Origin of the sequence: Thermoanaerobacterium aotearoense (assembly GCF_009905255.1) — a bacterium.
Classification (GTDB): Bacteria; Bacillota; Thermoanaerobacteria; order Thermoanaerobacterales; family Thermoanaerobacteraceae; genus Thermoanaerobacterium; species Thermoanaerobacterium aotearoense.
On sequence record NZ_CP047602.1, the window covers coordinates 2646807 to 2668690 of the forward strand.

Genomic DNA, 21884 nt, shown 5'->3' on the forward strand with positions numbered 1-21884 from the left:
TTATAAATAATTTTCTATTAAAAATTCATCAACGTTTTTTTTCGTCAAAAGCCTTTCTGCATACTTTGAAAGTATGTCAACTTCAATATTTACGGTATCTCCGATTCTTTTTATGTTTAAAGTTGTATTGATCTCTGTATGGGGTATAATCGACACTGTAAAATATGAAGCTGATGATTCTACCACTGTCAAACTTATTCCATCCACAGCAACACTTCCTTTATCAGCCACATATTTTGAATATCTTTCATCAATTTTAATTTTAAATGTGGTCGTACCGTTTATTTTGTTTTTCTCAATTATTGCACCAACGGTATCAACATGACCCGTCACAATGTGTCCATTTAGCCTGCCTGATATGCTTAATGCCCTTTCTAAATTGACAATGCTTCCTATCTTTAAACTTCCTAAATTGCTTGTTTTAAGTGTTTCATACATTATATCTGATGTAAATAAATCTTTGCCTATATTTGTAACCGTTAAGCATACTCCATTTACAGCTATGCTATCTCCAATTTTCACGCCATCTAAGGCTTTTTTGCACTCTACTGCCATTTTGGTAATATTTCCTCTTTGAATCATTTTGACCTTTCCAACTTCTTCTATAATTCCTGTAAACATCTTAACACCTACTTTTTTATATAACCTTCTATAAGTATGTCATCGTCAAATTTTTTTATATCTATCTTTTCAACCATTATTGCGTCTTTAATCAAAGCAATGCCATCACCTTCCACAGGCGTCAATGAATTGCTTCCACCTATTATTTTAAGAGCAATATAAAACATAACTTTGTCTACTATTCCTTCTTTTAAAGCAGAATAGTTGAGAGTTCCTCCACCTTCTATGAGAATACTATCTATCCCTTTTTTCCCTAACGTATGGATCAACTTCTTCAGATGGACTTTATTATTTTTTTTTTCGATTGTAACAACATCAACACCTAAATCCTTCAAAGCCTTCACCTTATCATGTGGCATCATATCTGTTGTAGCTATTAATGTCTTAGCAGATTTATCTATGATGACATTTGCATCTAATGGAATCCTGCCATGACTATCCACAATGACTCTTAAAGGGTTTTTATATCCTTGCAATCTAACAGTAAGATGTGGATTATCTTTTATAACTGTATTAATACCTGCCATTATTGCCATAACGCTGCCTCTAACTTTATGGACATGCTCCCTTGATTTTTCATTTGTTATCCACTTAGAATCGCCTGTAAAAGTTGATATCTTTCCATCAATTGTCATAGCAGATTTTAATATCACATAAGGTTCTCTACTTGTAATGTACTTTATAAACACTTCATTCAATTTTTCTGCTTCATCTTTTAACAATCCCGTATAAACATTTAAACCAGCTTCTTTAAGTTTCTTAATTCCTTTTCCTGCTACAAGTTCATTTGGATCCTCCATAGCGATAAAAACATTTTTTATGCCTGATTTTATGACAGCATCCACACAAGGTGGTGTTTTCCCATGATGGCAACACGGTTCCAATGTCACATAAAGCGTAGCTCCACTTACATCTTCTTTAGCGTTTTTTAATGCATTTACTTCCGCATGTGGTCCTCCGTAGTACTCATGATAGCCTTCACCTATTATCCTGCCATCTTTAACAATTACGGCTCCTACTAAAGGATTTGGGTTTGTGTGTCCTACACCAAGTTTAGCAAGCTGCAATGCCCTTTTCATGTATTTCTCCATAAAATCACCTCAAAAAATTAGCCCTGAAGCATGTAATACTTCAGGGCATAATAACAATTGCCATTTCACCTTCTTTCATCCAGACTATACTGTCGGCTCTGGAATCTAACCAGATCTGCCATAAGGCTCGCGGGCTTTACCGCCGGTATGGAATTTCACCAATCCCTGAAGGTTTAATCTTATTCAGTTTTTATAATTATAACATTGATTTTATAAAAATGCTAGTCTATCATCTCTTCAATGGTTCCTCCAGCAGGAATAAATGGCAGAACCATCTCATCTTTGTCTATGATACACTCTAAAACATAAGGCTTGTTGTTTGACAATGCATCACTAAAAGCCTCTGTAAATTCTTCTTTCGTGTAGATTCTTCTTCCGGTTACTCCAAAGGCTTCAGCGACTTTTGAGAAATTGAGATTCGGGTTTAAATCCGTCTGAGAAAATCTTTTATCGTAAAGGAGATTTTGCCATTGTCTAACCATGCCAAGTGTCTGATTGTTGAGGATTATCGTTATAACAGGTATGTTGTACACCGACATCGTTTCAAGAGCATGAATATTCATCCTTATGCTGCCGTCACCTGCAATATTTACCACTCTTTTGTCATCTCGCCCTACTTGTGCACCTATTGATGCAGGAAGTCCGAAGCCCATAGTGCCAAGTCCACCGGATGTGACAAATGTCCTTGGTTCTTTGAATCTATAGTATTGAGCAGTCCACATCTGGTTTTGCCCTACTTCTGTGGCTACTACAAGACTGTCTCCTCCAAGCTCTTGAACCTTTTCTACTATCCACTGTGGCTTCAATTTTCCATCGTCTTTATATTTAAATGACGTCTTGTCTTTTATCGATATAAGCTCATTAATCCATTCTCTATTTTCTCTTTCTTTTATCATTCCATTTAAAAGAGACAGGACTTCTTTGATGTCTCCTACTAACGGCACATCAACATCGATATTTTTGCCGATTTCCGCAGGATCAATATCGATGTGAATGACTTTTGCATTTGGCGCCAGTCCCCCTGCTTTACCGGCGACTCTGTCGCTAAACCTTGCACCTACAGCAATCACTAAGTCTGATTTATAAACGGCTGTATTGGCATATCTGCTTCCATGCATTCCAATAAGCCCTAATGACAACTCATCATCTTCTGGAAAGCATCCAAGGCCCATAAGCGAAGTAGCCACAGGTATCATGTGCTTTTTAGCAAAATCGTACAAATTCTTCGATGCCTCGCTCCATATCACTCCACCACCAGCAAAAATAACTGGCCTTTTGCTTGATGAGATTAACTGGGCTGCCTTCTCTAAATCTGATTCTAATGCTTGATGCTTCTTTACTTCAACGTAAAAATCCTTCCGCTTGACGAAGTTTATATCTGCAGTCTGAATATCCTTCGGTATGTCTACGAGAACAGGGCCTGGTCTTCCATCTTTTGCTATAAAAAAGGCTTCTCTCAAAGTGTCAGCTAATTTATCAGGTGATTTCACAATAAAATTGTGCTTTGTTATGGGCATCGTAATTCCTGCGATATCTACTTCTTGAAAAGAGTCTTTTCCTATGAGGCTTGTAGCAACTTGCCCTGTTATAGCGACTATTGGCACAGAGTCCATGTAGGCATTGGCTATTCCTGTGACTAAATTGGTAGCACCAGGTCCTGATGTGGCAAAACACACGCCAACTTTTCCGGTCACTCTTGCGTATCCATCCGCCATGTGAGCAGCCATCTGTTCATGTGTCGCAAGGATATGCCGCAAGTCAGAATCGTACAAAGCATCGTAAAGAGGTATGACGGCGCCGCCAGGAATGCCAAAAACGACTTCTACTCCTTGTTCTTTTAATACTTCTATGACAACCTGCGAACCTTTTATAAGCACACTATGCGCCTCCTTTCATGAAATTTAAGCTTTGTCAATCGTCTTTTAAAACCGCACCAGTATTTGCAGATGTGACTAATCTGGCATACCTTGCCATGTAACCTGTCTTAATATGAGGCTCAGGCTTTCTAAAGTTTTTCCTTCTTTCTTCCATTTCTTCATGGCTTATCTTTAAATTAAGCTTTCTTCCTGGTATGTCTATTTCTATGATGTCCCCGTCTTTTATCAAAGCGATTTCTCCGCCTTCCATGGCTTCAGGCGACACATGACCTATGCAAGCTCCTCTTGTAGCACCGGAAAACCTTCCATCTGTAATAAGCGCCACATCTTTGTCAAGACCCATGCCTGCCAGTGCAGATGTAGGGCTTAACATCTCCCTCATGCCAGGGCCGCCTTTTGGACCTTCATACCTTATTACAACAACATCGCCTTTTTGTATCTTGCCATCGTAAATCGCTTTTATGGCTTCATCTTCTGAGTCAAAGACTCTTGCAGGACCAGAATGGCAAAGCATCTCTTTAGCTACTGCAGACGCCTTTACTACAGAACCGTCTTTCGCTATATTTCCGTACAAAATAGCCAAGCCACCTGTATTGCTGTAGGGATTTTCTACTGAGTGTATTACATCATGATTCTTTATCCGGGCATCTTTGAAGTTTTCACCGATTGTATCGCATGTGACTGTAATGCAATCTGTATTTAAGACTCCTATCTTTGACAGTTCTTTTAATACTGCCTGTATGCCGCCTGCATGGTAAAGATCTTCTATATGATACTTTCCTGCAGGACTTAATTTGCACAGGTTTGGAACCTTCTCATTGATTTCATTTATTTTTTCAAGAGGTATATCGACTCCTGCCTCATGGGCAATAGCCTTTAAGTGGAGAACTGTATTTGTAGAGCCTCCTAAAGCCATGTCTAAGCAAAAAGCATTTATAAAGGCATCTTTTGTCAAAATATCCCTTGCCTTAATGTCCTTTTCTACAAGCTCCACTATCTTCATACCTGCTTTTTTAGCAAGCCTTATCCTCTCTGAGTAAACGGCCGGTATCGTGCCATTGCCAGGAAGTCCTATGCCAAGCCCTTCTGTAAGGCAATTCATCGTGTTTGCCGTAAACATTCCTGAGCATGACCCGCAGGTAGGGCAGGCTGACATCTCCATCGCCTTTAGCTCGTCTTCACTTATCTTACCTGCCTTCAATGCACCTACCGCCTCAAACATGGAACTTAAATCACATGCTTCTCCTTCGTAACTTCCAGCCAGCATCGGACCTCCGCTTATTACGATAGCCGGAATGTTTAGCCTTGCGGCTGCCATAAGCATACCTGGAACTATCTTGTCACAATTTGGTATAAGCACAAGTCCGTCAATGCCATGCGCCATAGCCATCGTCTCAACGCTGTCGGCTATCAATTCCCTTGAAGCAAGGGAATATTTCATCCCTTTGTGATTCATGGCTATTCCATCGCAGACACCTATTGTGGAAAATTCTAAAGGAGTGCCACCAGCAAGCCTTACGCCAGCTTTTACTGCCTCTGCAATCTTGTCAAGATTTATGTGTCCAGGAATTATGTCGTTTTTTGAATTAGCTATACCTATTAAAGGCCTATTTATCTCTTCATCAGTAAGCCCTAAAGCGTACAAAAGTGACCTGTGGGGCGCTTTTTCAACTCCTTTTTTCACGCTATCGCTTATCATAAAATCACCTCTTTAAATACTTTACAACCATGTCGCCCATCTCTTCGGTGTTTAAAATAGTGCCTTTTCCTAAATCAGGAGTCCTGTAACCATCCTCCAATAGGTCATTTACCGCCTTTCTTATATCATTTGCCGCATCAACCATGTCAAAGGAATACTCCAACATCATTGCGACAGATAGAATTGTAGCCAAAGGATTAGCTTTCTTCGTGCCAGCAATATCAGGAGCTGAACCGTGTACAGGTTCGTAAAGCCCAACTTTGTCACCTCTCAAACTGGCCGATGGCAGCATTCCTATTGATCCCGTAAGCTGTGATGCCTCATCAGACAATATGTCTCCAAACATATTTGACGTAAGTATCACATCAAACTGAGACGGATCTTTTATAAGCTGCATGGAGCAATTGTCAACATACTGATGGTTTAATTCTACATCTGGGTATTCCTTGCTTACTTCGTTGACGACTTTTCTCCATAATCTTGATGAATCCAAAATATTGGCTTTATCAACCGATGTGACCTTTTTCTTCCGGTTTCTGGCCGCTTTAAACGCTATATGGGCGATCCTCTCTATTTCCATCGTCGTATACGATTCTGTATCATACGCCTTGTACCCGTAATCAATCTTTTCCGTTCCTCTATCGCCAAAATATATGCCGCCTGTCAATTCCCTCACAACAAGTACATCTAACCCATCCTTTAAAATCTCATCTTTTAGAGGAGATGCGCTTCTTAAAGAATTAAAAAGAGTGGCAGGCCTTAAATTAGCGTACACGCCGAGGCTTTTTCTCAAGGACAAAAGACCTGCCTCAGGCCTTTTATCCCCATCCAGATCGTCCCACTTAGGTCCGCCAACAGCCCCTAACAAAACTGCATCGCTTTTAAGGCACGCTTCTTCTGTTTCCTTAGGATACGGCTTTCCAAACTCATCAATGGCACAGCCGCCAAACAGATACTTATTAACCTCAAAGTCAATGCTGTATTTTTCTGAAACAGCATCTAATACCTTCAGTGCTTCCTCCATTACTTCTTTTCCTATTCCATCTCCTGGTAACACAGCTATCTTGTACATCTATACCACCTTTTCCTTCACGTAGTTTATAAGGCCGCCACACTCGATTATCTTCTTTATAAATTCAGGAAATGGCTGCGATTTAAACTCGATACCTTTTGTTATGTCTTTTATGACACCTGTCTCAAAATCAACTGAAACAATATCACCGTCTTCTATTGAAGACGCTGCATCAGGACATTCCAATATAGGCAATCCTATATTTATGGCATTTCTGTAAAATATCCTGGCAAACGACTTTGCGATGACACAAGATATGCCGGACTCCTTTATGGCTATAGGAGCGTGTTCTCTTGATGAACCGCAGCCAAAGTTGTCCCCTGCAACCATTATATCTCCTGGTTTGACTTTATCTTTAAAGCTTTTATCTAAATCCTCCATGCAATGGGCAGCAAGCTCTTTTGGATCAGATGTATTTAAAAACCTCGCAGGTATTATTACATCCGTATCTACATTATCCCCGTACTTTATTGCCTTTCCTTCCAATTACGCCACCTCCTCAGGACTTGCTATATATCCTTTTATCGCTGATGCCGCTGCTACAGCAGGACTTGCCAAGTATACTTCGCTTTCTGTGTGACCCATCCTGCCTACAAAGTTTCTATTTGTGGTGGATATTGCCCTTTCGCCTTTTGCAAGTATGCCCATGTGACCGCCTAAGCATGGACCGCATGTAGGCGTAGATACAGCAGCACCTGCTTTTATGAACTCTTCTATATAGCCTCTTCTTACACATTCCAGGTAAATGTCTTGTGTAGCTGGGAATATTATCAACCTTACGTCTGGATGAACCTTCTTGCCTTTCAAAATTTCATACGTCACTTCCATGTCTTGTAGACGGCCATTTGTACAAGAACCTATTACAACTTGATCTATCTTTATACTTCCAACATCATCTATTGACTTTGTGTTTTCAGGCAAGTGAGGAAATGCTACTTGCGGCTTTATCGCTGACAAGTCTATGTCGTAGGTCTTTACATATTCTGCATCATCGTCAGCTTTAAACACTTTGTAATTTCTCTTTACTCTCCCCAAAACATATGCTTCGGTAATTTCATCGTAATCGAAAATACCGTTTTTAGCCCCTGCTTCTATAGCCATATTTGCAATTGTAAACCTGTCGTCAATCGACAAAGACGAGATGTCGCCGGTGAATTCCATCGACTTGTAAAGTGCGCCATCTACACCTATCATGCCGATGATGTACAATATGACGTCTTTACCGCTTACCCATTTATTAAGCTTTCCTTTAAGATTGAACTTTATGGCTTCAGGAACCTTAAACCAAGCCTTGCCTGTAGCCATGGCACAAGCCATATCAGTGCTTCCTATGCCTGTAGAGAAACACGTTATCGCACCATACGTGCATGTATGGGAATCTGCACCTATCACCACATCTCCAGGCAATACTAAGCCTTTCTCCGGCAAAAGGGCGTGTTCTATCCCCATTTGCCCTACCTCAAAGAAGTTTACAATGCCATACTCTTTTGCAAATTTCCTTACGATATTTACTTGTTCTGCAGACTTTATGTCTTTATTCGGGACAAAGTGGTCAGGCACCAATGCGATTTTCTCTTTGTCGAATACTTCCTTTACACCTATCTTTAAAAACTCCTTTATAGCAACAGGCGATGTTACATCATTGCCTAACACCATGTCTACGTCTATCTCTATAAGATCTCCAGGTTTAACTTCATATCCAGCTTTATTAGCTAAAATTTTCTGCGTAAGTGTTAACCCCAAAGCTCTCCCTCCTTAAAACTTTTACTGTTTAAGATGACATCTTCTACGATTTCTCTTATATCTTCATCATCTACAACTTTTTTATTGTCAGCTATGTCTTTAAATCTCTTAAAAGCAATATTTATCTCATCTCTCGAAAGGTTGAATCCCATGTTTTTTAGCTTCAATTCAAAGGCATTTCTGCCGGATAATTTGCCCATAGATATATGATCAGTCGTTATGCCTATGTCTTCTGGCTTCATTATCTCGTAGGTGGCTTTATTGTTTATAACACCGTGCTGATGGATTCCAGCAGTGTGCCTAAACGCATTAAATCCTACGATGGCTTTATTAGGCTGAAGTTCTATCCCCGCCATCTCACTTACCAGCTTGCATGTGCTGTAAATTTCCTTTGTGTTTATGCCGTGGATTACATTAAAATAATCCTTTCTGGTATTTATGGCCATGATGACTTCTTCTAAAGCAGCATTTCCAGCTCTTTCCCCTATTCCGCATACAGTCACTTCCACTTGATCTGCACCGCTTTCCACTGCCGAAAGTGAGTTTACCACAGCCATACCAAGGTCATTGTGGCAGTGAACGCTTATCGTCACATTTTCTCTGTCGTGAATGTTATCTTTGACGTACTCTACTAATCTGCCAAATTCTTTTGGAACGGCATATCCTACCGTATCAGGTATATTTATTATCTTAGCACCGGCATCAATGACCTCGTTAAATACCTTGCCTAAGAAATCCCAATCAGTCCTCGATGCATCTTCAGCAGAAAATTGAATTTCATCAAACTTGCCTGAAGCGTATTTCACGCTGTCAACTGCCATCTTTAAGGCTTCATCTCTGGATATTTTCAACTTGTATTTCAAATGAATATCAGATGTGGCAATAAAAAGATGTATCCTGGACTTTTTCGCATTTTTCAATGCTTCATAAGTTCTATCTATATCGCTTTTCACACATCTTGACAATCCTGCAACAGTGACGCCATCTAAATTCTCCCCTACATACTTTACAGCCTCAAAATCACCGTTTGATGCAGCAGGAAAACCGGCTTCTATCACGTCAACTCCAAGTGATACAAGCTTATTTGCTATCTTGTATTTAGTTTCCTTGTCGAAATTGACTCCCGGCGTCTGCTCACCATCTCTCAATGTCGTATCAAAAACAATGACTTTTCTATCCCCCATACACAAGCCCCCTCTTTATTTCTTTTTAAGCCATGACATCATTCCACGGAGCTCTTTTCCTACCTTCTCAAGCTTTTGATTTGCTTCTCTCTCTCTTATGGCATTAAACTGCGGTCTTCCTACAGCATTTTCCAAAAGCCATTTCTTTGCAAATTCTCCTGTCTGAATTTCCTTCAAAACTTGTTTCATTTCGTTTCTCGTATCTTCCGTTATTATCCTTTTGCCTGTCAGATAATCACCGTATTCCGCTGTATCAGAGATGGAATACCTCATGTTGGCAAAGCCGCCTTCATATATCAAATCGACTATAAGCTTCATCTCGTGTATACACTCAAAATAAGCTATTTCAGGCTGATAACCAGCTTCTACCAAAGTTTCAAAACCTGCTTTCATAAGCTCTGTGACGCCACCACACAAAACTGCCTGTTCGCCAAAAAGATCCGTTTCTGTCTCCTCTTTAAAAGTAGTCTCCAAGACACCTGCTCTTGTGCCTCCAATGCCTTTTGCATAAGCTAATGCTGTCTCAAAGGCTTTCCCAGTGTAATTTTGATGGACTGCAACCAAATCAGGAACGCCTTTTCCTTCTGTAAAAACCCTTCTTACTAGATGCCCAGGGCCTTTTGGCGCTACCATAAATACGTCCACGTACTCTGGCGGTACAATCTGATGGAAGTGTATATTGAAACCATGGGCAAAAACCAAAGCATTTCCAGGTTTTAAGTGTTTTTCTATGTTTTCTTTGTACACTTTTGATTGCTTTTCATCAGGTATTAAAATCATTATTATGTCGGCTGCTTCACACGCATCATCTACGCTTAAAACAGTAAGTCCATCCTGCCTTGCCCTTTCAGCAGATTTGCTTCCTTCATAGAGACCTACTACAACATCTAAACCAGAATCCTTTAAATTAAGAGCATGTGCATGTCCTTGGCTGCCATACCCAATTATTGCAATTTTCTTTCCTTTCAAAAGATTTAAATCCGCATCTTCATCATAATACATTCTTGCCATTTACAATTCCTCCTCATATTCTTTTAAAATTCTATTTCCTCTTTCTAAAGTTATAAGACCTGTTCTTGTAAGTTCTCTCACTTGAAATTGTTTGATGAGCTTTATAAATGCCTCCACCTTTTCAGTGTCTCCAGTCATTTCAATAATGATGGAATCAAGCGAAATATCGATGACTTTGCCTCTAAAAGTATCTACTATGTGCATGATGTCGTCTCTAGTGCTTGAATTGATCTCAACTTTCACCAGTACAAGCTCCCTCGATACATTTGGGAATTTGCCTACATCTTGCACTTTAATGACATCATACAGCTTGCTAAGCTGTCTTATTATTTGTGTTATCACATAATCGTCACCATCGACTGTTAAAGTAATGCGAGATTGGTCGTTTTGTTCTGTGGTGCCTACAGCAATACTTTCTATGTTGTAGCCTCTTCTTGAGAAAAGGCCTACAACTCGCGACAATACACCAGAATGATTATTTACCAAGACAGATATTATGTGTGTGATAATATCACCCCTTTCACATATTAAAAAATCCCCGCCCCATATTCAGGGCGAGGATCATCTCGCGGTACCACCTGATTTCGCATTTACCTCACGGCAAATGCCTCAGCAAGTAATCATACTTTACCTTTAACGCAGGTCTTACGGTTAAGCCTACTAAAACTTCAACTTAACTACTCCGGAGCGATCTAATATATGTACTCGCACCGGTTTGCAGCAACCACCGGCTCTCTTTAGCTTATACATATACCCCTCTCCATCATCGCCTTTATTGAGATGAAATATTTTAAGGTGAAATTAGTAGTTATTTTATCAGCATATTGAAAATAAGTCAACTTAATTTTTTGTAAATTCTAAATAAATCATCGTTTACATTTATTAAAAAATTTTAATTTTTTAAGCAAAAAAATACTTTTTTTATCAGTATCATCATAGTATGAATCAACATATATTTTTAAAGAGGTGAATTTTAATGATAAGCAAAAAGGAGCTTATATCAAACTTAAATACCGACTTAACCAAGGAATACGCAGCAATGGTACAATACATCCAGCACTCCAGCATGCTGCACGGAGCTGAATACGTAGAAGTTATAGACAAGATCTTAGAACACGCAAAGGATGAGCACGATCACGCAGTGATATTGACAGACATTATACAATACCTTGGTGGAATCCCCACAGTAGAAGTTTATCCAAGACAGACTTCACTCGACAATAGAGAAATGCTTTATCAAGATTTAAACTACGAGTACGACGCACTGAATGGATATAACCAGAGAATATCTCAAGCAGAAAATCTGGGACTTTTCGATGTGGGGCAAAAGCTCAGAAATATAGCTTTAGAGGAAGAAAATCACATAATAGATCTGGAAAAAGCATTAGGTATACTAAAAATAGACCCATGAAAAAACCCTCCAAAATGGAGGGGTTTTTTATTTCTTAGCATCTTTCAATGCTTGATTTGCCAACTCTACAAACGTCTTTGACGATTCTGTAGCACCTGCCACAGTATCAACTTTTGACGTATCTTGACTATCTACTAATTCTTGCTGAAGTTTTTCATCTACTTCTTTTGGCGTTATATTGTTCTTAGCTTTCATCTTTGATGCGTAGTCGGCATCGTCTCTTTTGAACTTGCCATTTTTATCTACTTCATTGTACACAACGCTTGAAATCTTACCGTCTTTTACGGTGATTTCAATCTGTCCTTTGTATCCGTGTGCATCGAATGATGCTTGCTCTGCCTTGTAAGTGCCGTCTTTGTACGCACCAGATGAACCTGATGTGTTTGAAGACGTATTGGAGCTATTTGAACCACAACCAACCAAGCTTACTGCAATAAACACCGTAATAAGCCCAATAGCCAATGATTTTTTCATGGTAACCTCTCCTTTTAGAAAAATTTTTAACAATTCACCTCTTAATATATATTCGACATCTATTTTAAAAATCCTTCTTTTGTTAAAATAAATTTTAACAATTTATTCCTCATCATTCGCTATCCTTGCGGTTGAAACAACCCTGTCTCCTTCATCAAGCTTCATTAGCATCACACCTGCAGTATCCCTGTGCATCTTTGATATATCAGCGATTTTTGTCCTTATGAGGATACCATTGGCTGAGATTATCATAAGCTCATCTTTTTCACTTACAGACATTATGGAAACCAATTTTCCAGTTTTTTTCGTTATTTTTGCAGCTATTATTCCTTTTCCAGCCCTTGTCTGCAATCTGTATTCATCGGCATCGCTTCTTTTACCATATCCATTTTCTGTAACCACTAATATATCTCTATCTCTATCCACCAAATCCATCTCAACAACGTAATCATCGTCTCTCAGTGTAACTGCTATTACACCCCTTGCCTGTCTTCCCATTGGCCTTAAATTGTCTTCATGGAATCTTATGCAAAAGCCATTAGCCGTACCTATGATGATTTCCCTATTGCCATCTGTAAGCATGACATTTATAAGCTCATCTCCATCGTCAAGCTTTATGGCTGTATTGCCGCTTTTCTTTATCTTCGGGAAATCTTCGATTTCGGTCTTTTTGATTATTCCATTTTTGGTGCACATGACGACGTACTTAGCATTGTGAGATTTCTTTACAGGTATTACGGCATTTACTTTTTCATCCTGATCTATCTGAATGAGGTTAATGATAGCTGTGCCTTTGGCTTGCCTTCCTGATTCAGGTATATCTATCGTCCTTAAGCTGTACACCTTGCCTTTGTTTGTAAAAAACAAAAGCCTATCATGCGTCGTAGTCGTAAATACATTTTCCACGAAGTCATCTTCTCTTGTAGATATCCCAGAGATGCCCTTTCCGCCACGCTTCTGCGATTTATACGCATCAAGAGGCATTCTCTTTATGTAGCCAAAGTGTGTCATGGTTACAACAGCGTCTTCCAGTTGAACTAAATCTTCAATGTCGACTTCGTCTTCTTTCGCCACAATTTGCGTCTTTCTCTCTGATGAATATTTTTCTTTCACGTCTTTAAGCTCTTTCTTTATTATCTCCAACACTTTCTTTTCGTCTGACAGTATGTTTTTTAGATCCTTTATTTTTTGATAAAGATCGTTTAATTCATCTTCTATCTTCTGTCTTTCTAATCCTGTAAGGCGACCTAACCTCATATCAACTATAGCCTGTGCTTGCCTATCGCTGAGGCCAAACTTGTCCATCAAATTCTTCTTTGCTATAGGCTCTGTTTTGGAGCTTCGTATCACATTTATTACTTCGTCAATATGGTCAAGGGCGATCTTCAAACCTTCTAAAATGTGCGCTCTTTCGTCAGCCTTTTGAAGGTCAAACTTCGTCCTCCTGGTAATGACGTCAAATTGGTGATCTACATACTTCTCGATAATCTGATTTAACGAAAGTATCTTTGGAGCTCCATCTACAAGGGCCAGCATGATGGCTCCAAACGTCTGCTGCATCTGAGTGTGCATGTACAATTTATTCAAGACGACCTTTGGATTTACATCTCTCTTTAATTCTATGACGATCCTCATGCCGTTTCTATCTGATTCGTCTCTTAAATCAGAGATGCCTTCTATATGCTTGTCCCTTACAAGCTCTGCTATCTTTTCAACCAATTTTGATTTTATGACCATATACGGCAATTCTGTGACAACTATGCGATTTCTGCCATTGTGCTCCTCTATCTCTGCCTTTGCCCTTACTATTATCTTTCCTCTTCCTGTCTCGTACGTCTCTCTGATGCCGTCTTTTCCAACTATAAGACCGCCAGTAGGAAAGTCAGGGCCCTTTATGTACTTCATAAGCTCATCTGTAGCAATATAAGGATTGTCTATATACGCAATTATTCCGTCTATCACTTCGCCTAAATTGTGAGGAGGAATATTAGTAGCCATTCCAACGGCTATTCCTTGTGATCCATTTACCAATAGGTTTGGAAACCTTGACGGAAGAACTACAGGTTCTTTGTAGTTTTCATCAAAGTTTGGCACAAAGTCTACAGTCTCTTTATTTATGTCGGTAAGCATCTCCAATGCTATCTTCGATAGCCTTGCTTCTGTGTACCTCATGGCAGCAGCCGGATCTCCATCGATGCTTCCAAAGTTGCCATGGCCATCAACCAATGTTTCTCTCATGGAAAAATCCTGCGCCATTCTAACCATGGCGTCGTAAACAGCTACATCGCCATGTGGATGGTATTTTCCTAATACTTCTCCTACCACAGTTACGCTTTTCTTGTATGGCTTGTCAGGCGTAAGACCAAGGCCATTCATTGCATAGAGAATTCTCCTGTGAACAGGCTTCAAGCCATCTCTCACGTCAGGCAACGCCCTGCTTACGATGACACTCATGGCGTAATCTATAAAAGATTTTTTCATCTCATCTTCTACATCTACCGGTATTACTCTCAATTCTTCGTTATTTGTGTTATCGCTCACTTAAATCACCTGCCTATATATCAAGATTTCTAACGGTTTTAGCGTATTTTTCTATAAATTCACGTCTGGGCTCTACTTTATCCCCCATCAGAATTGTAAATATCTCATCGGCTGCAATAGCATCATCAAGGCTTACTTTCAGCATAGTCCTTTTCTCAGGATCCATCGTAGTATCCCAAAGCTGCTCCGCATCCATTTCTCCTAAACCTTTGTACCTCTGCACATTGTAATTCTCTCTTCCGATTTCTTTTAAAATATTGTCAAGCTCTTTATCGGAATAAGCGTAGTACACCTTCTTGTTTTTCTCTATCTTGTAAAGCGGTGGTTGTGCAATATATATATTTCCATTTTCTATCAGCGGTCTCATAAACCTGTAAAAAAATGTAAGAAGCAATGTCCTTATGTGGCTTCCATCTACATCAGCATCTGTCATTATGACGACTTTATGGTATCTAAGCTTTGAGATGTCAAAATCGCTTCCTATTCCAGTGCCTAACGCTGTTATCATGGCCTTTATCTCATCGCTTGATAAAATTCTATCAAGCCTTGCTTTTTCTACGTTTAAAATCTTACCTCTAAGGGGAAGTATGGCTTGGTATCTGCTGTCTCTACCCATTTTTGCAGAACCACCTGCAGAATCGCCCTCCACAAGGTAAAGCTCGCACTTTGATGCATCCTTTTCTGAACAATCTGCTAATTTACCCGGAAGTGAAGTAGATTCCAGCGCTGACTTCCTTCTGGTAAGCTCTCTGGCTTTTCTGGCTGCTTCCCTTGCTCTTGCAGCAGATGTAGCCTTTTCAAGAATGACCTTTGAAAGCGAAGGGTTTTCCTCCATGAAAGCCGTCAGCTTTTCCGTCACGACAGAATCGACGATGGAGCGCATCTCAGAATTACCTAATTTCGTCTTTGTCTGACCTTCAAACTGCGGATTCATAAGCTTGACACTAATAATAGCCGTAAGCCCTTCCCTTACATCTTCTCCTTGCAAGTTCTTGTCGTTTTCTTTTATGATGTTAAATTTTCTTGCGTAATCATTGATGACTTTCGTAAGGGCCGTCTTAAATCCTATTAAATGAGTGCCGCCTTCTCTTGTATCGATATTGTTTGCAAAGCTAAATATGTTTTCCGTATATGTATCATTGTACTGCATCGCCACTTCCACTTCGTACGTATCGCTTTTACTTTCCATGTAAATAGGCTCTGGATGCAGCACTTCCTTATTTCTGTTTAGATATTTTACAAATTCCACTACGCCGCCTTCATAGTGAAAAACATCTTCTTTTCCATCTCTCTCATCAACAAGCCTTATCTTTACGCCTTTATTCAAAAACGACAATTCCCTCAGTCTTTGTGAAAGCACATCGTAATCATACTCTAACGTCTCAAAGATCTCACCGTCTGGAGAAAATGTTATTGTCGTACCTGTTTCATCCGTCTCACCTATAACTGTAAGATCTGTTTTAGGAACTCCTCTTTCATACTTTTGCTGATACACTTTCCCATTTTGCTTTACAATAACTTCAAGCTTTTTTGACAAAGCATTTACTACTGATAGTCCTACACCGTGAAGACCGCCTGAAACTTTATAAACATCATTGTTAAACTTACCGCCTGCATGCAGCACAGTTAGCGCAACTTCAACACCTGATTTGCCTGTTTGTGGATGTATGTCTGTCGGTATTCCCCTACCATCATCTATTACAGATACAGAATTATCTTTGTGAATTATCACATCTATATTTTTGCAGTACCCTGCCAATGCTTCATCAATGCTGTTGTCTACTATCTCATACACAAGATGGTGAAGTCCCCTGCTGCTGGTGCTGCCTATGTACATGCCAGGACGCTTCCTTACAGCCTCAAGACCCTCTAATATTTGAATTTGACTTGCACCATATGTTTCATCATTTGCCATATACATACCTCCGTACTAAATTCCAATAGTTTTATTGTATCATTTTTTTGTTTTTTATACAAGGAAGTGGATTTTAGCAGTTTTTTGCTTCTTCTCAAAAGGAAATTTTTTTATTTTATAAAAACACTATTTTATAATATACTTAAATATGTAGATAAGATGTTCATTTTCAAGGTGGTGTTATATTGGATCTTCTCGGTATATTGGTAGGAAAGTTCGTCATACTCGGATGCAAATTAACTGGAAAAAACGGCACATCTTTGCCAGGAAAGTTAGCCTTAAAGGTGGATTCTGATATCATAAAAAACATCGTAAAAGATGTGAAGAACGAAAAAATAGTCGTGACAGGAACAAATGGAAAGACTACTACATCGGGACTTATAGCTGAAATTTTAAAATCGTCTGGCAAGAAAGTAGTCCATAACAGAGAAGGAGCAAACATGTTAAGTGGAATTGCCACTGTGCTTATAAAAAACAGCGACATCTTTGGCAATATAAGCTGCGACACTGGTGTTTTTGAAGTGGATGAAGCGAATATGCCTCTTGTTTTAAATGACATCAATCCAAAGGTAGTCGTTGTGACGAATTTTTTCAGAGATCAGCTTGACAGGTACGGTGAATTAGACACGACTATTAAGAAAGTCAAGGAATCTTTAAGTAAACTTCCAAAAGATTCAATGCTTCTTTTAAATGCAGATGAACCTTTTACAGCTTCTTTAGGCGATGACCTAAATCTAAATGTCTTTTACTACGGCATCTTAGACAAGCTAAACTACGGTTACAGCTTATCACCAGCATTTGAGCAGAAATACTGTCCGGTTTGCGGTGGAAAATACGTCTACAAGGATGTTTTTTACGGTCAGCTTGGCGATTATTACTGTCCTAAATGCGGAAAATCACGGCCAAAATTAGACTTTGGCGCACTTGACATAAAACTTACAGAAGATGGCATATCATTTAAATTGAAATTCAAAGACAGGTTAATAAGCGTAAAAAGCCATCTTACAGGTGCATACAATGTTTATAACGTCATGGCATCTGTAGCAGCAAATGTACTTTTAGGCATTCCATTTTCAAATATACAAATGGGGCTTAACAACTACACTCCTATTGCAGGTAGACTTCAAAAGACTTATTTAAAGGGCAAAAAAGCCATAATAAACTTGATTAAAAATCCAATAGGCTTTGACAGCACTTTAAATATGTTAAGAGAAATCAACAAACCTTTAAACTTACTGATCGCCATAAACGACAATTACGCTGACGGCAGAGATGTATCTTGGCTTTGGGATGTAGACATCGAAAATTTTGTATCACATACAAAAATAAACCATGTTGTAACATCGGGATTAAGAGCAGAAGATATGGCGTTAAGGCTTAAATACGCCGGTATAGATCAAAAGAAGATAAAAATCATGAAATCAATAGACGAAGCATTGGAATATATTCCAACCATAACAAATGAAGAATTGATAGCCGTCCTGCCTAACTACACATCGTTGCACGAAGTAAATAACTACTTAAAATCAAGAGGTGTAAAACAATGAAACTTGTGATAGGCCATATGTACCCGGAGCTACTGAATCTTTACGGAGATAGAGGAAACATAATAACGCTGAAAAGAAGATGTGAGTGGAGAGGAATTGAAGCTGAAATAAAAGCTATAACGGTAGACACCAATACAAATTTTAAAGACATTGACATACTTTTCTTAGGTGGCGGCTCTGACAGAGAACAAAAAATCGTCAGCGATGATCTGACATTAAAAAGAGCAAAAAATTTAAAGTCTGCCATTGAAGATGGATTAACGCTTCTTAGCATATGTGGAGGATATCAACTGCTTGGCATGTATTATCTATCTTCTGATGGAAGCAAATTGCCTGGAATAGGAGCGCTTGAAATATACACTGTGGCAGGAAACAAAAGGATGATAGACAACATAATAATAGAGTCATCTATCGATGGCAAGGCATTTAAGATGGTAGGGTTTGAAAACCACTCCGGAAAGACATTTTTGCAAAAAAATGTAAAACCTTTAGGAAAAGTCATATATGGAAATGGCAATAACGGTGAAGACGGCATGGAAGGTGCAATATACAAAAACACATTTGGAACGTACCTTCACGGTCCAGTGCTGCCTAAAAATCCAGAGTTTACAGATATATTGATAAAAAAAGCTTTGGAAAGAAAATACGGCAATTGCAATCTGACGCCTTTAGATGACTCATTCGAACATCTAACACAAGATGCCATCATAAATAGATTTGTAAAAAAATAGAGGTTTTACCTCTATTTTTTATTCGCTGTATTTTAAAGCTCTTTTAATAATGGTGTAGGACGATATGGGAGATATATAAATTATGCTTTTTTTGTTTCTCTCCGTTATTACAAAAGACTTTATATTGTCATCTGATATTTTAACGATAAATCCTTCTTCTTCGGCAATTCTCAAAAATTCGCTGGTATCTTTTGATGTTTTTACATCTATATTAAAAACTGCAATTATTTCATCGTCTGGCACCACTACATTCCCACCTAAATGAACGTACATAATTTCCTCCTTAATCAGGTATTATTACACCATTGGAAATCAAAAAATATCTATCGCCTTTTACATCTTCTTTTTCCGTATGTGTAACAAATGTCTGACATCTCGTAACTTTATTCGAGATATAATTTCTTCTCTTTTCGTCTAACTCTGACATGACATCATCAAGCAAAAGTATAGGGCTTTCACCATCTTCTGATTTTATTATTTCGTATTCTCCTAATTTAAGGCACAATGCTATCGTTCTTTGCTGCCCTTGCGAAGCAAATATTCTGGAATCATGTCCATTTATCGATATTTTCACATCATCTCTGTGAGGACCGTACTTCGTATCACCGTACCTTATATCAACATCCCTGTTTGAAATCAACTTATTTAAAAATAAATCCTTAATAGACTTAATATCATCAGCCTCGTCCGACACATTATTCCAATAGTTTAAATCAACTTTTTCGCTTGAAATATCCTGAACTATCTTCTTTATAATCAAGTTAAGATTACTGATGTACTGTCTTCTGTACATGATAATCTTTGAACCAAAGAATGAAAGCTGCTCATCCATAATGTCCAAAAGCCTTGCGCTTTCCTTTTTGAATTTTACATCCTTTAAAATCTTGTTTCTGTTTGCTAAAACTTTGTTGTACTGTATTATGTCGTAAAGATAGTTTCTCTTGATCATTGAAATAGATACATCGATGTATCGCCTTCTTGTTGAAGGACTGCCTTTTACAATATTTAGGTCATCTGGAGAAAAAATTGTAGTAAGTATAATGCCGATTAACTCAGAAATACTCTTTATCTTATTGTTATTTACCTTAAAAAATCGGTTTTGATTTAACTTATACCCTGTCTCGACTGTTATTTCTTCACCATCTACATCGAAAACACCTTTTATGTAATAATAATCACCGTCAAAACACACCATGTCCTTATTTTTGCTATTTCTAAAGGATTTTCCGATGCTTAATAACCTTATGCATTCTAAAAGATTGCTTTTCCCTTGTGCGTTTGAACCATATATTACATTTGTGCCAGCAGAAAATGTAACCTTCTGATGCTTTAAATTTTTAAAATTGTCGATCGTAAGCTCTTTTAGATACATTCATTCCTTATCCTTTCGTACAGTAAAGCTGTACTTTAAATGATCACAAATTGACGGTCATTTACCGATACCGTATCGCCTCTATATAACTTTTTCCCTCTTTTAAGCTCGATATTTCCATTCACTCTTACAAGGCCGTCCAGTATCATCTGTTTACCTTTACCGCCAGTTTCTGCTATACCTACATATTTTAAAAATTGATCAAGCGTAATGTATACAGTGCTTATCTTTACTTCTTCCATCATACCAAACCCTTTCGACTAATCATTTAATTTTACAGGCAATACCATGTACAAGTAGTCATCATTTTCTATCGGTGTTATTATCATAGGGTTTATGCTGTTTATCATGCTCATCTTTATTTTTTCAGAATCGATGACTCTAAGTGCTTCTAAAAGGTACCTGGAGTTAAAAGCTATCTCAATAAGGTTGCCTTCAATCTCTATGTTAAGCCTTTCCGACATCTTTCCCTTTTCAGAATTTGATGATATTACAAGTTCTCTTTCGTTAAAAGTAAATTTAATTAAGTTGCTTTTATTTGAAGCCAACAATGACGCTCTATCTATAGCACCTATCAAATCATCTTTATCTACAATGACTACAGACTTAAAATCCTTAGGTATTACCGCCTTATAATTCATATAATTCCCATCTAAAAGTTTCGATATAACCTTTGTACCATCAAATTCGAACAAAATCTGATTTCCTGTAAAAGATATAGATACATCATCATCGCTATCTTCCATTACTCTTAAAAGCTCATTAGCTGTAGTACCAGGTATGACAACGCTAAAATCATCTAAATTTTTTGTCAAAAGTCCTTCTGAAGCGTATTTTTTTATGGCCATGCGATATCCGTCAAGAGCTACCATATTTATAATATTTTTACTTACTTCCATAAGTATACCCGTCAAAATCGGCCTCGTCATATCTTGAGCGACGCTAAATGAAGTCATCTTTATCATTTCTTTTAAGACTTTCTCTTTTAATGTTAAAGTTACATCTTTTATTACATCTGGTATATCAGGGAATTCTTCTGATGAATTTCCTGATATGGAAAACTCAGAAAAACCACACCTTATATTTACTGTATTGTTTTCGTCAGACTCAAAAAAAACGGTATCATCTGGAAGCTTCCTTACAAGGTCTGAGAAAACCTTAGATGATACAACTATGCTTCCCCTTTCAATGATAGATGCATCGACACTGCATTGAATTCCTATCTCCATATCTGTTGTGTACATGACTATCTTGTCATCTTCTGATTTAAGAAGAATACCTTGAAGTATAGGGAGGGTGGTACGGGGGGTTACCCCTTTTATAACTTTGTTTACGGCATTTGATAATGAAATTTTATCGCAAGAAAATTTCATAGAAATTTCTCTCCTTTTAGGTATATTTAAAAAAAATAAGAATATAATTAAATAATAGTAGTAGTAATAACAGAGCTTGTTAATATGTTAAAAACTTTTTTAATCAGTATAAAGGCTAATCTTTACGCTGTTGATAACTTATAAGTATTTTTAAAAAGATATCGACAATATCAACAAGCTCTAAAAAATCGATGTTATCAACAGTTTATCAATGTGAATATG

General features: G+C 38.2%; 20 protein-coding genes, 1 riboswitch and 1 other annotated feature. Of the genes, 3 read left to right on the plus strand and 17 right to left on the minus strand.

Translation table 11 applies throughout. From position 1 onward, the window contains the following. The 10 genes from GSH73_RS13250 to ilvN all read right to left on the minus strand — a co-directional run bounded on the left by GSH73_RS13250 (position 1) and on the right by ilvN (position 10805). Positions 1–621 (minus strand): riboflavin synthase, encoded by a 621-nt coding sequence (locus tag GSH73_RS13250; protein WP_014757514.1) that lies wholly within the window; start codon positions 619–621, stop codon positions 1–3. An 8-nt stretch (positions 622–629) separates the two neighbouring features. After that, positions 630–1712, minus strand: coding sequence for a bifunctional diaminohydroxyphosphoribosylaminopyrimidine deaminase/5-amino-6-(5-phosphoribosylamino)uracil reductase RibD (ribD, locus tag GSH73_RS13255; RefSeq protein ID WP_201739042.1), 1083 nt, complete (start codon positions 1710–1712; stop codon positions 630–632). A gap of 63 nt (positions 1713–1775) precedes the next feature. Then, positions 1776–1889, minus strand: a riboswitch (FMN riboswitch). A gap of 44 nt (positions 1890–1933) precedes the next feature. Then, on the minus strand, positions 1934–3589 hold the full coding sequence (gene ilvB / locus GSH73_RS13260; RefSeq protein ID WP_014757512.1) for a biosynthetic-type acetolactate synthase large subunit: 1656 nt from the start codon (positions 3587–3589) through the stop codon (positions 1934–1936). A 34-nt stretch (positions 3590–3623) separates the two neighbouring features. After that, on the minus strand, positions 3624–5288 hold the full coding sequence (gene ilvD / locus GSH73_RS13265; RefSeq protein WP_014757511.1) for a dihydroxy-acid dehydratase: 1665 nt from the start codon (positions 5286–5288) through the stop codon (positions 3624–3626). Positions 5289–5292: 4 nt separating this feature from the next. Next, a complete protein-coding gene (gene leuB, locus GSH73_RS13270) occupies positions 5293–6360 on the minus strand; it encodes a 3-isopropylmalate dehydrogenase (RefSeq protein ID WP_014757510.1) in 1068 nt (355 codons plus the stop codon). Then, a complete protein-coding gene (gene leuD / locus GSH73_RS13275) occupies positions 6361–6846 on the minus strand; it encodes a 3-isopropylmalate dehydratase small subunit (protein WP_014757509.1) in 486 nt (161 codons plus the stop codon). It abuts the gene before it with no gap. After that, on the minus strand, positions 6847–8103 hold the full coding sequence (leuC, locus tag GSH73_RS13280; protein WP_014757508.1) for a 3-isopropylmalate dehydratase large subunit: 1257 nt from the start codon (positions 8101–8103) through the stop codon (positions 6847–6849). After that, entirely contained in the window at positions 8094–9287 is a 1194-nt protein-coding gene (locus GSH73_RS13285; RefSeq protein ID WP_014757507.1) for a 2-isopropylmalate synthase, read from the minus strand. The genes leuC and GSH73_RS13285 overlap by 10 nt, the downstream gene beginning before the upstream one ends. Positions 9288–9302: 15 nt before the next feature. Continuing rightward, a complete protein-coding gene (gene ilvC / locus GSH73_RS13290) occupies positions 9303–10298 on the minus strand; it encodes a ketol-acid reductoisomerase (protein WP_014757506.1) in 996 nt (331 codons plus the stop codon). Then, positions 10299–10805: an acetolactate synthase small subunit gene (ilvN, locus tag GSH73_RS13295; RefSeq protein ID WP_038068377.1), complete on the minus strand. Its 507-nt coding sequence runs from the start codon at positions 10803–10805 to the stop codon at positions 10299–10301. A gap of 40 nt (positions 10806–10845) precedes the next feature. Next, positions 10846–11074: a binding site (T-box leader), on the minus strand. A 200-nt stretch (positions 11075–11274) separates the two neighbouring features. On the opposite strand from ilvN, the gene GSH73_RS13300 reads away from it, so the two are divergent. Beyond that, a complete protein-coding gene (locus tag GSH73_RS13300) occupies positions 11275–11709 on the plus strand; it encodes a ferritin-like domain-containing protein (protein ID WP_014757504.1) in 435 nt (144 codons plus the stop codon). A gap of 27 nt (positions 11710–11736) precedes the next feature. On the opposite strand, the gene GSH73_RS13305 is transcribed toward GSH73_RS13300, so the two are convergent. From GSH73_RS13305 to gyrB, 3 genes are all read right to left on the minus strand, one after another. Further along, positions 11737–12183 carry an FMN-binding protein gene (locus GSH73_RS13305; protein ID WP_014757503.1) on the minus strand — a complete coding sequence of 149 codons (447 nt, stop codon included), beginning with the start codon at positions 12181–12183 and terminating at the stop codon, positions 11737–11739. A gap of 102 nt (positions 12184–12285) precedes the next feature. After that, on the minus strand, positions 12286–14724 hold the full coding sequence (gyrA, locus tag GSH73_RS13310) for a DNA gyrase subunit A (RefSeq protein ID WP_014757502.1): 2439 nt from the start codon (positions 14722–14724) through the stop codon (positions 12286–12288). A gap of 13 nt (positions 14725–14737) precedes the next feature. Next, positions 14738–16639, minus strand: a complete 1902-nt coding sequence (gyrB, locus tag GSH73_RS13315; RefSeq protein ID WP_014757501.1) for a DNA topoisomerase (ATP-hydrolyzing) subunit B — start codon at positions 16637–16639, stop codon at positions 14738–14740. Between the two features lie 185 nt (positions 16640–16824). On the opposite strand from gyrB, the gene GSH73_RS13320 reads away from it, so the two are divergent. Together GSH73_RS13320 and GSH73_RS13325 are read left to right on the plus strand one after the other, a co-directional pair. Continuing rightward, positions 16825–18186, plus strand: a complete 1362-nt coding sequence (locus tag GSH73_RS13320) for a Mur ligase family protein (protein WP_014757500.1) — start codon at positions 16825–16827, stop codon at positions 18184–18186. Beyond that, complete coding sequence (locus tag GSH73_RS13325) at positions 18183–18917, plus strand: type 1 glutamine amidotransferase (RefSeq protein ID WP_014757499.1); 735 nt, start codon at positions 18183–18185, stop codon at positions 18915–18917. The genes GSH73_RS13320 and GSH73_RS13325 overlap by 4 nt, the downstream gene beginning before the upstream one ends. An 18-nt stretch (positions 18918–18935) precedes the next feature. Here the strand turns inward: GSH73_RS13325 and remB are convergent, their stop codons facing one another. From remB to dnaN, 4 genes are read right to left on the minus strand one after another with little or no spacing between them, the layout of a single operon-like run. Then, positions 18936–19190 carry an extracellular matrix regulator RemB gene (gene remB / locus GSH73_RS13330; protein ID WP_014757498.1) on the minus strand — a complete coding sequence of 85 codons (255 nt, stop codon included), beginning with the start codon at positions 19188–19190 and terminating at the stop codon, positions 18936–18938. A 10-nt stretch (positions 19191–19200) separates the two neighbouring features. Then, positions 19201–20289 (minus strand): DNA replication/repair protein RecF, encoded by a 1089-nt coding sequence (recF, locus tag GSH73_RS13335; RefSeq protein ID WP_014757497.1) that lies wholly within the window; start codon positions 20287–20289, stop codon positions 19201–19203. 35 nt (positions 20290–20324) lie between these two features. Beyond that, positions 20325–20534, minus strand: a complete 210-nt coding sequence (locus GSH73_RS13340) for an RNA-binding S4 domain-containing protein (protein ID WP_014757496.1) — start codon at positions 20532–20534, stop codon at positions 20325–20327. Between the two features lie 15 nt (positions 20535–20549). Further along, positions 20550–21662 carry a DNA polymerase III subunit beta gene (gene dnaN / locus GSH73_RS13345; RefSeq protein WP_014757495.1) on the minus strand — a complete coding sequence of 371 codons (1113 nt, stop codon included), beginning with the start codon at positions 21660–21662 and terminating at the stop codon, positions 20550–20552. Positions 21663–21884: the final 222 nt, after the last annotated feature.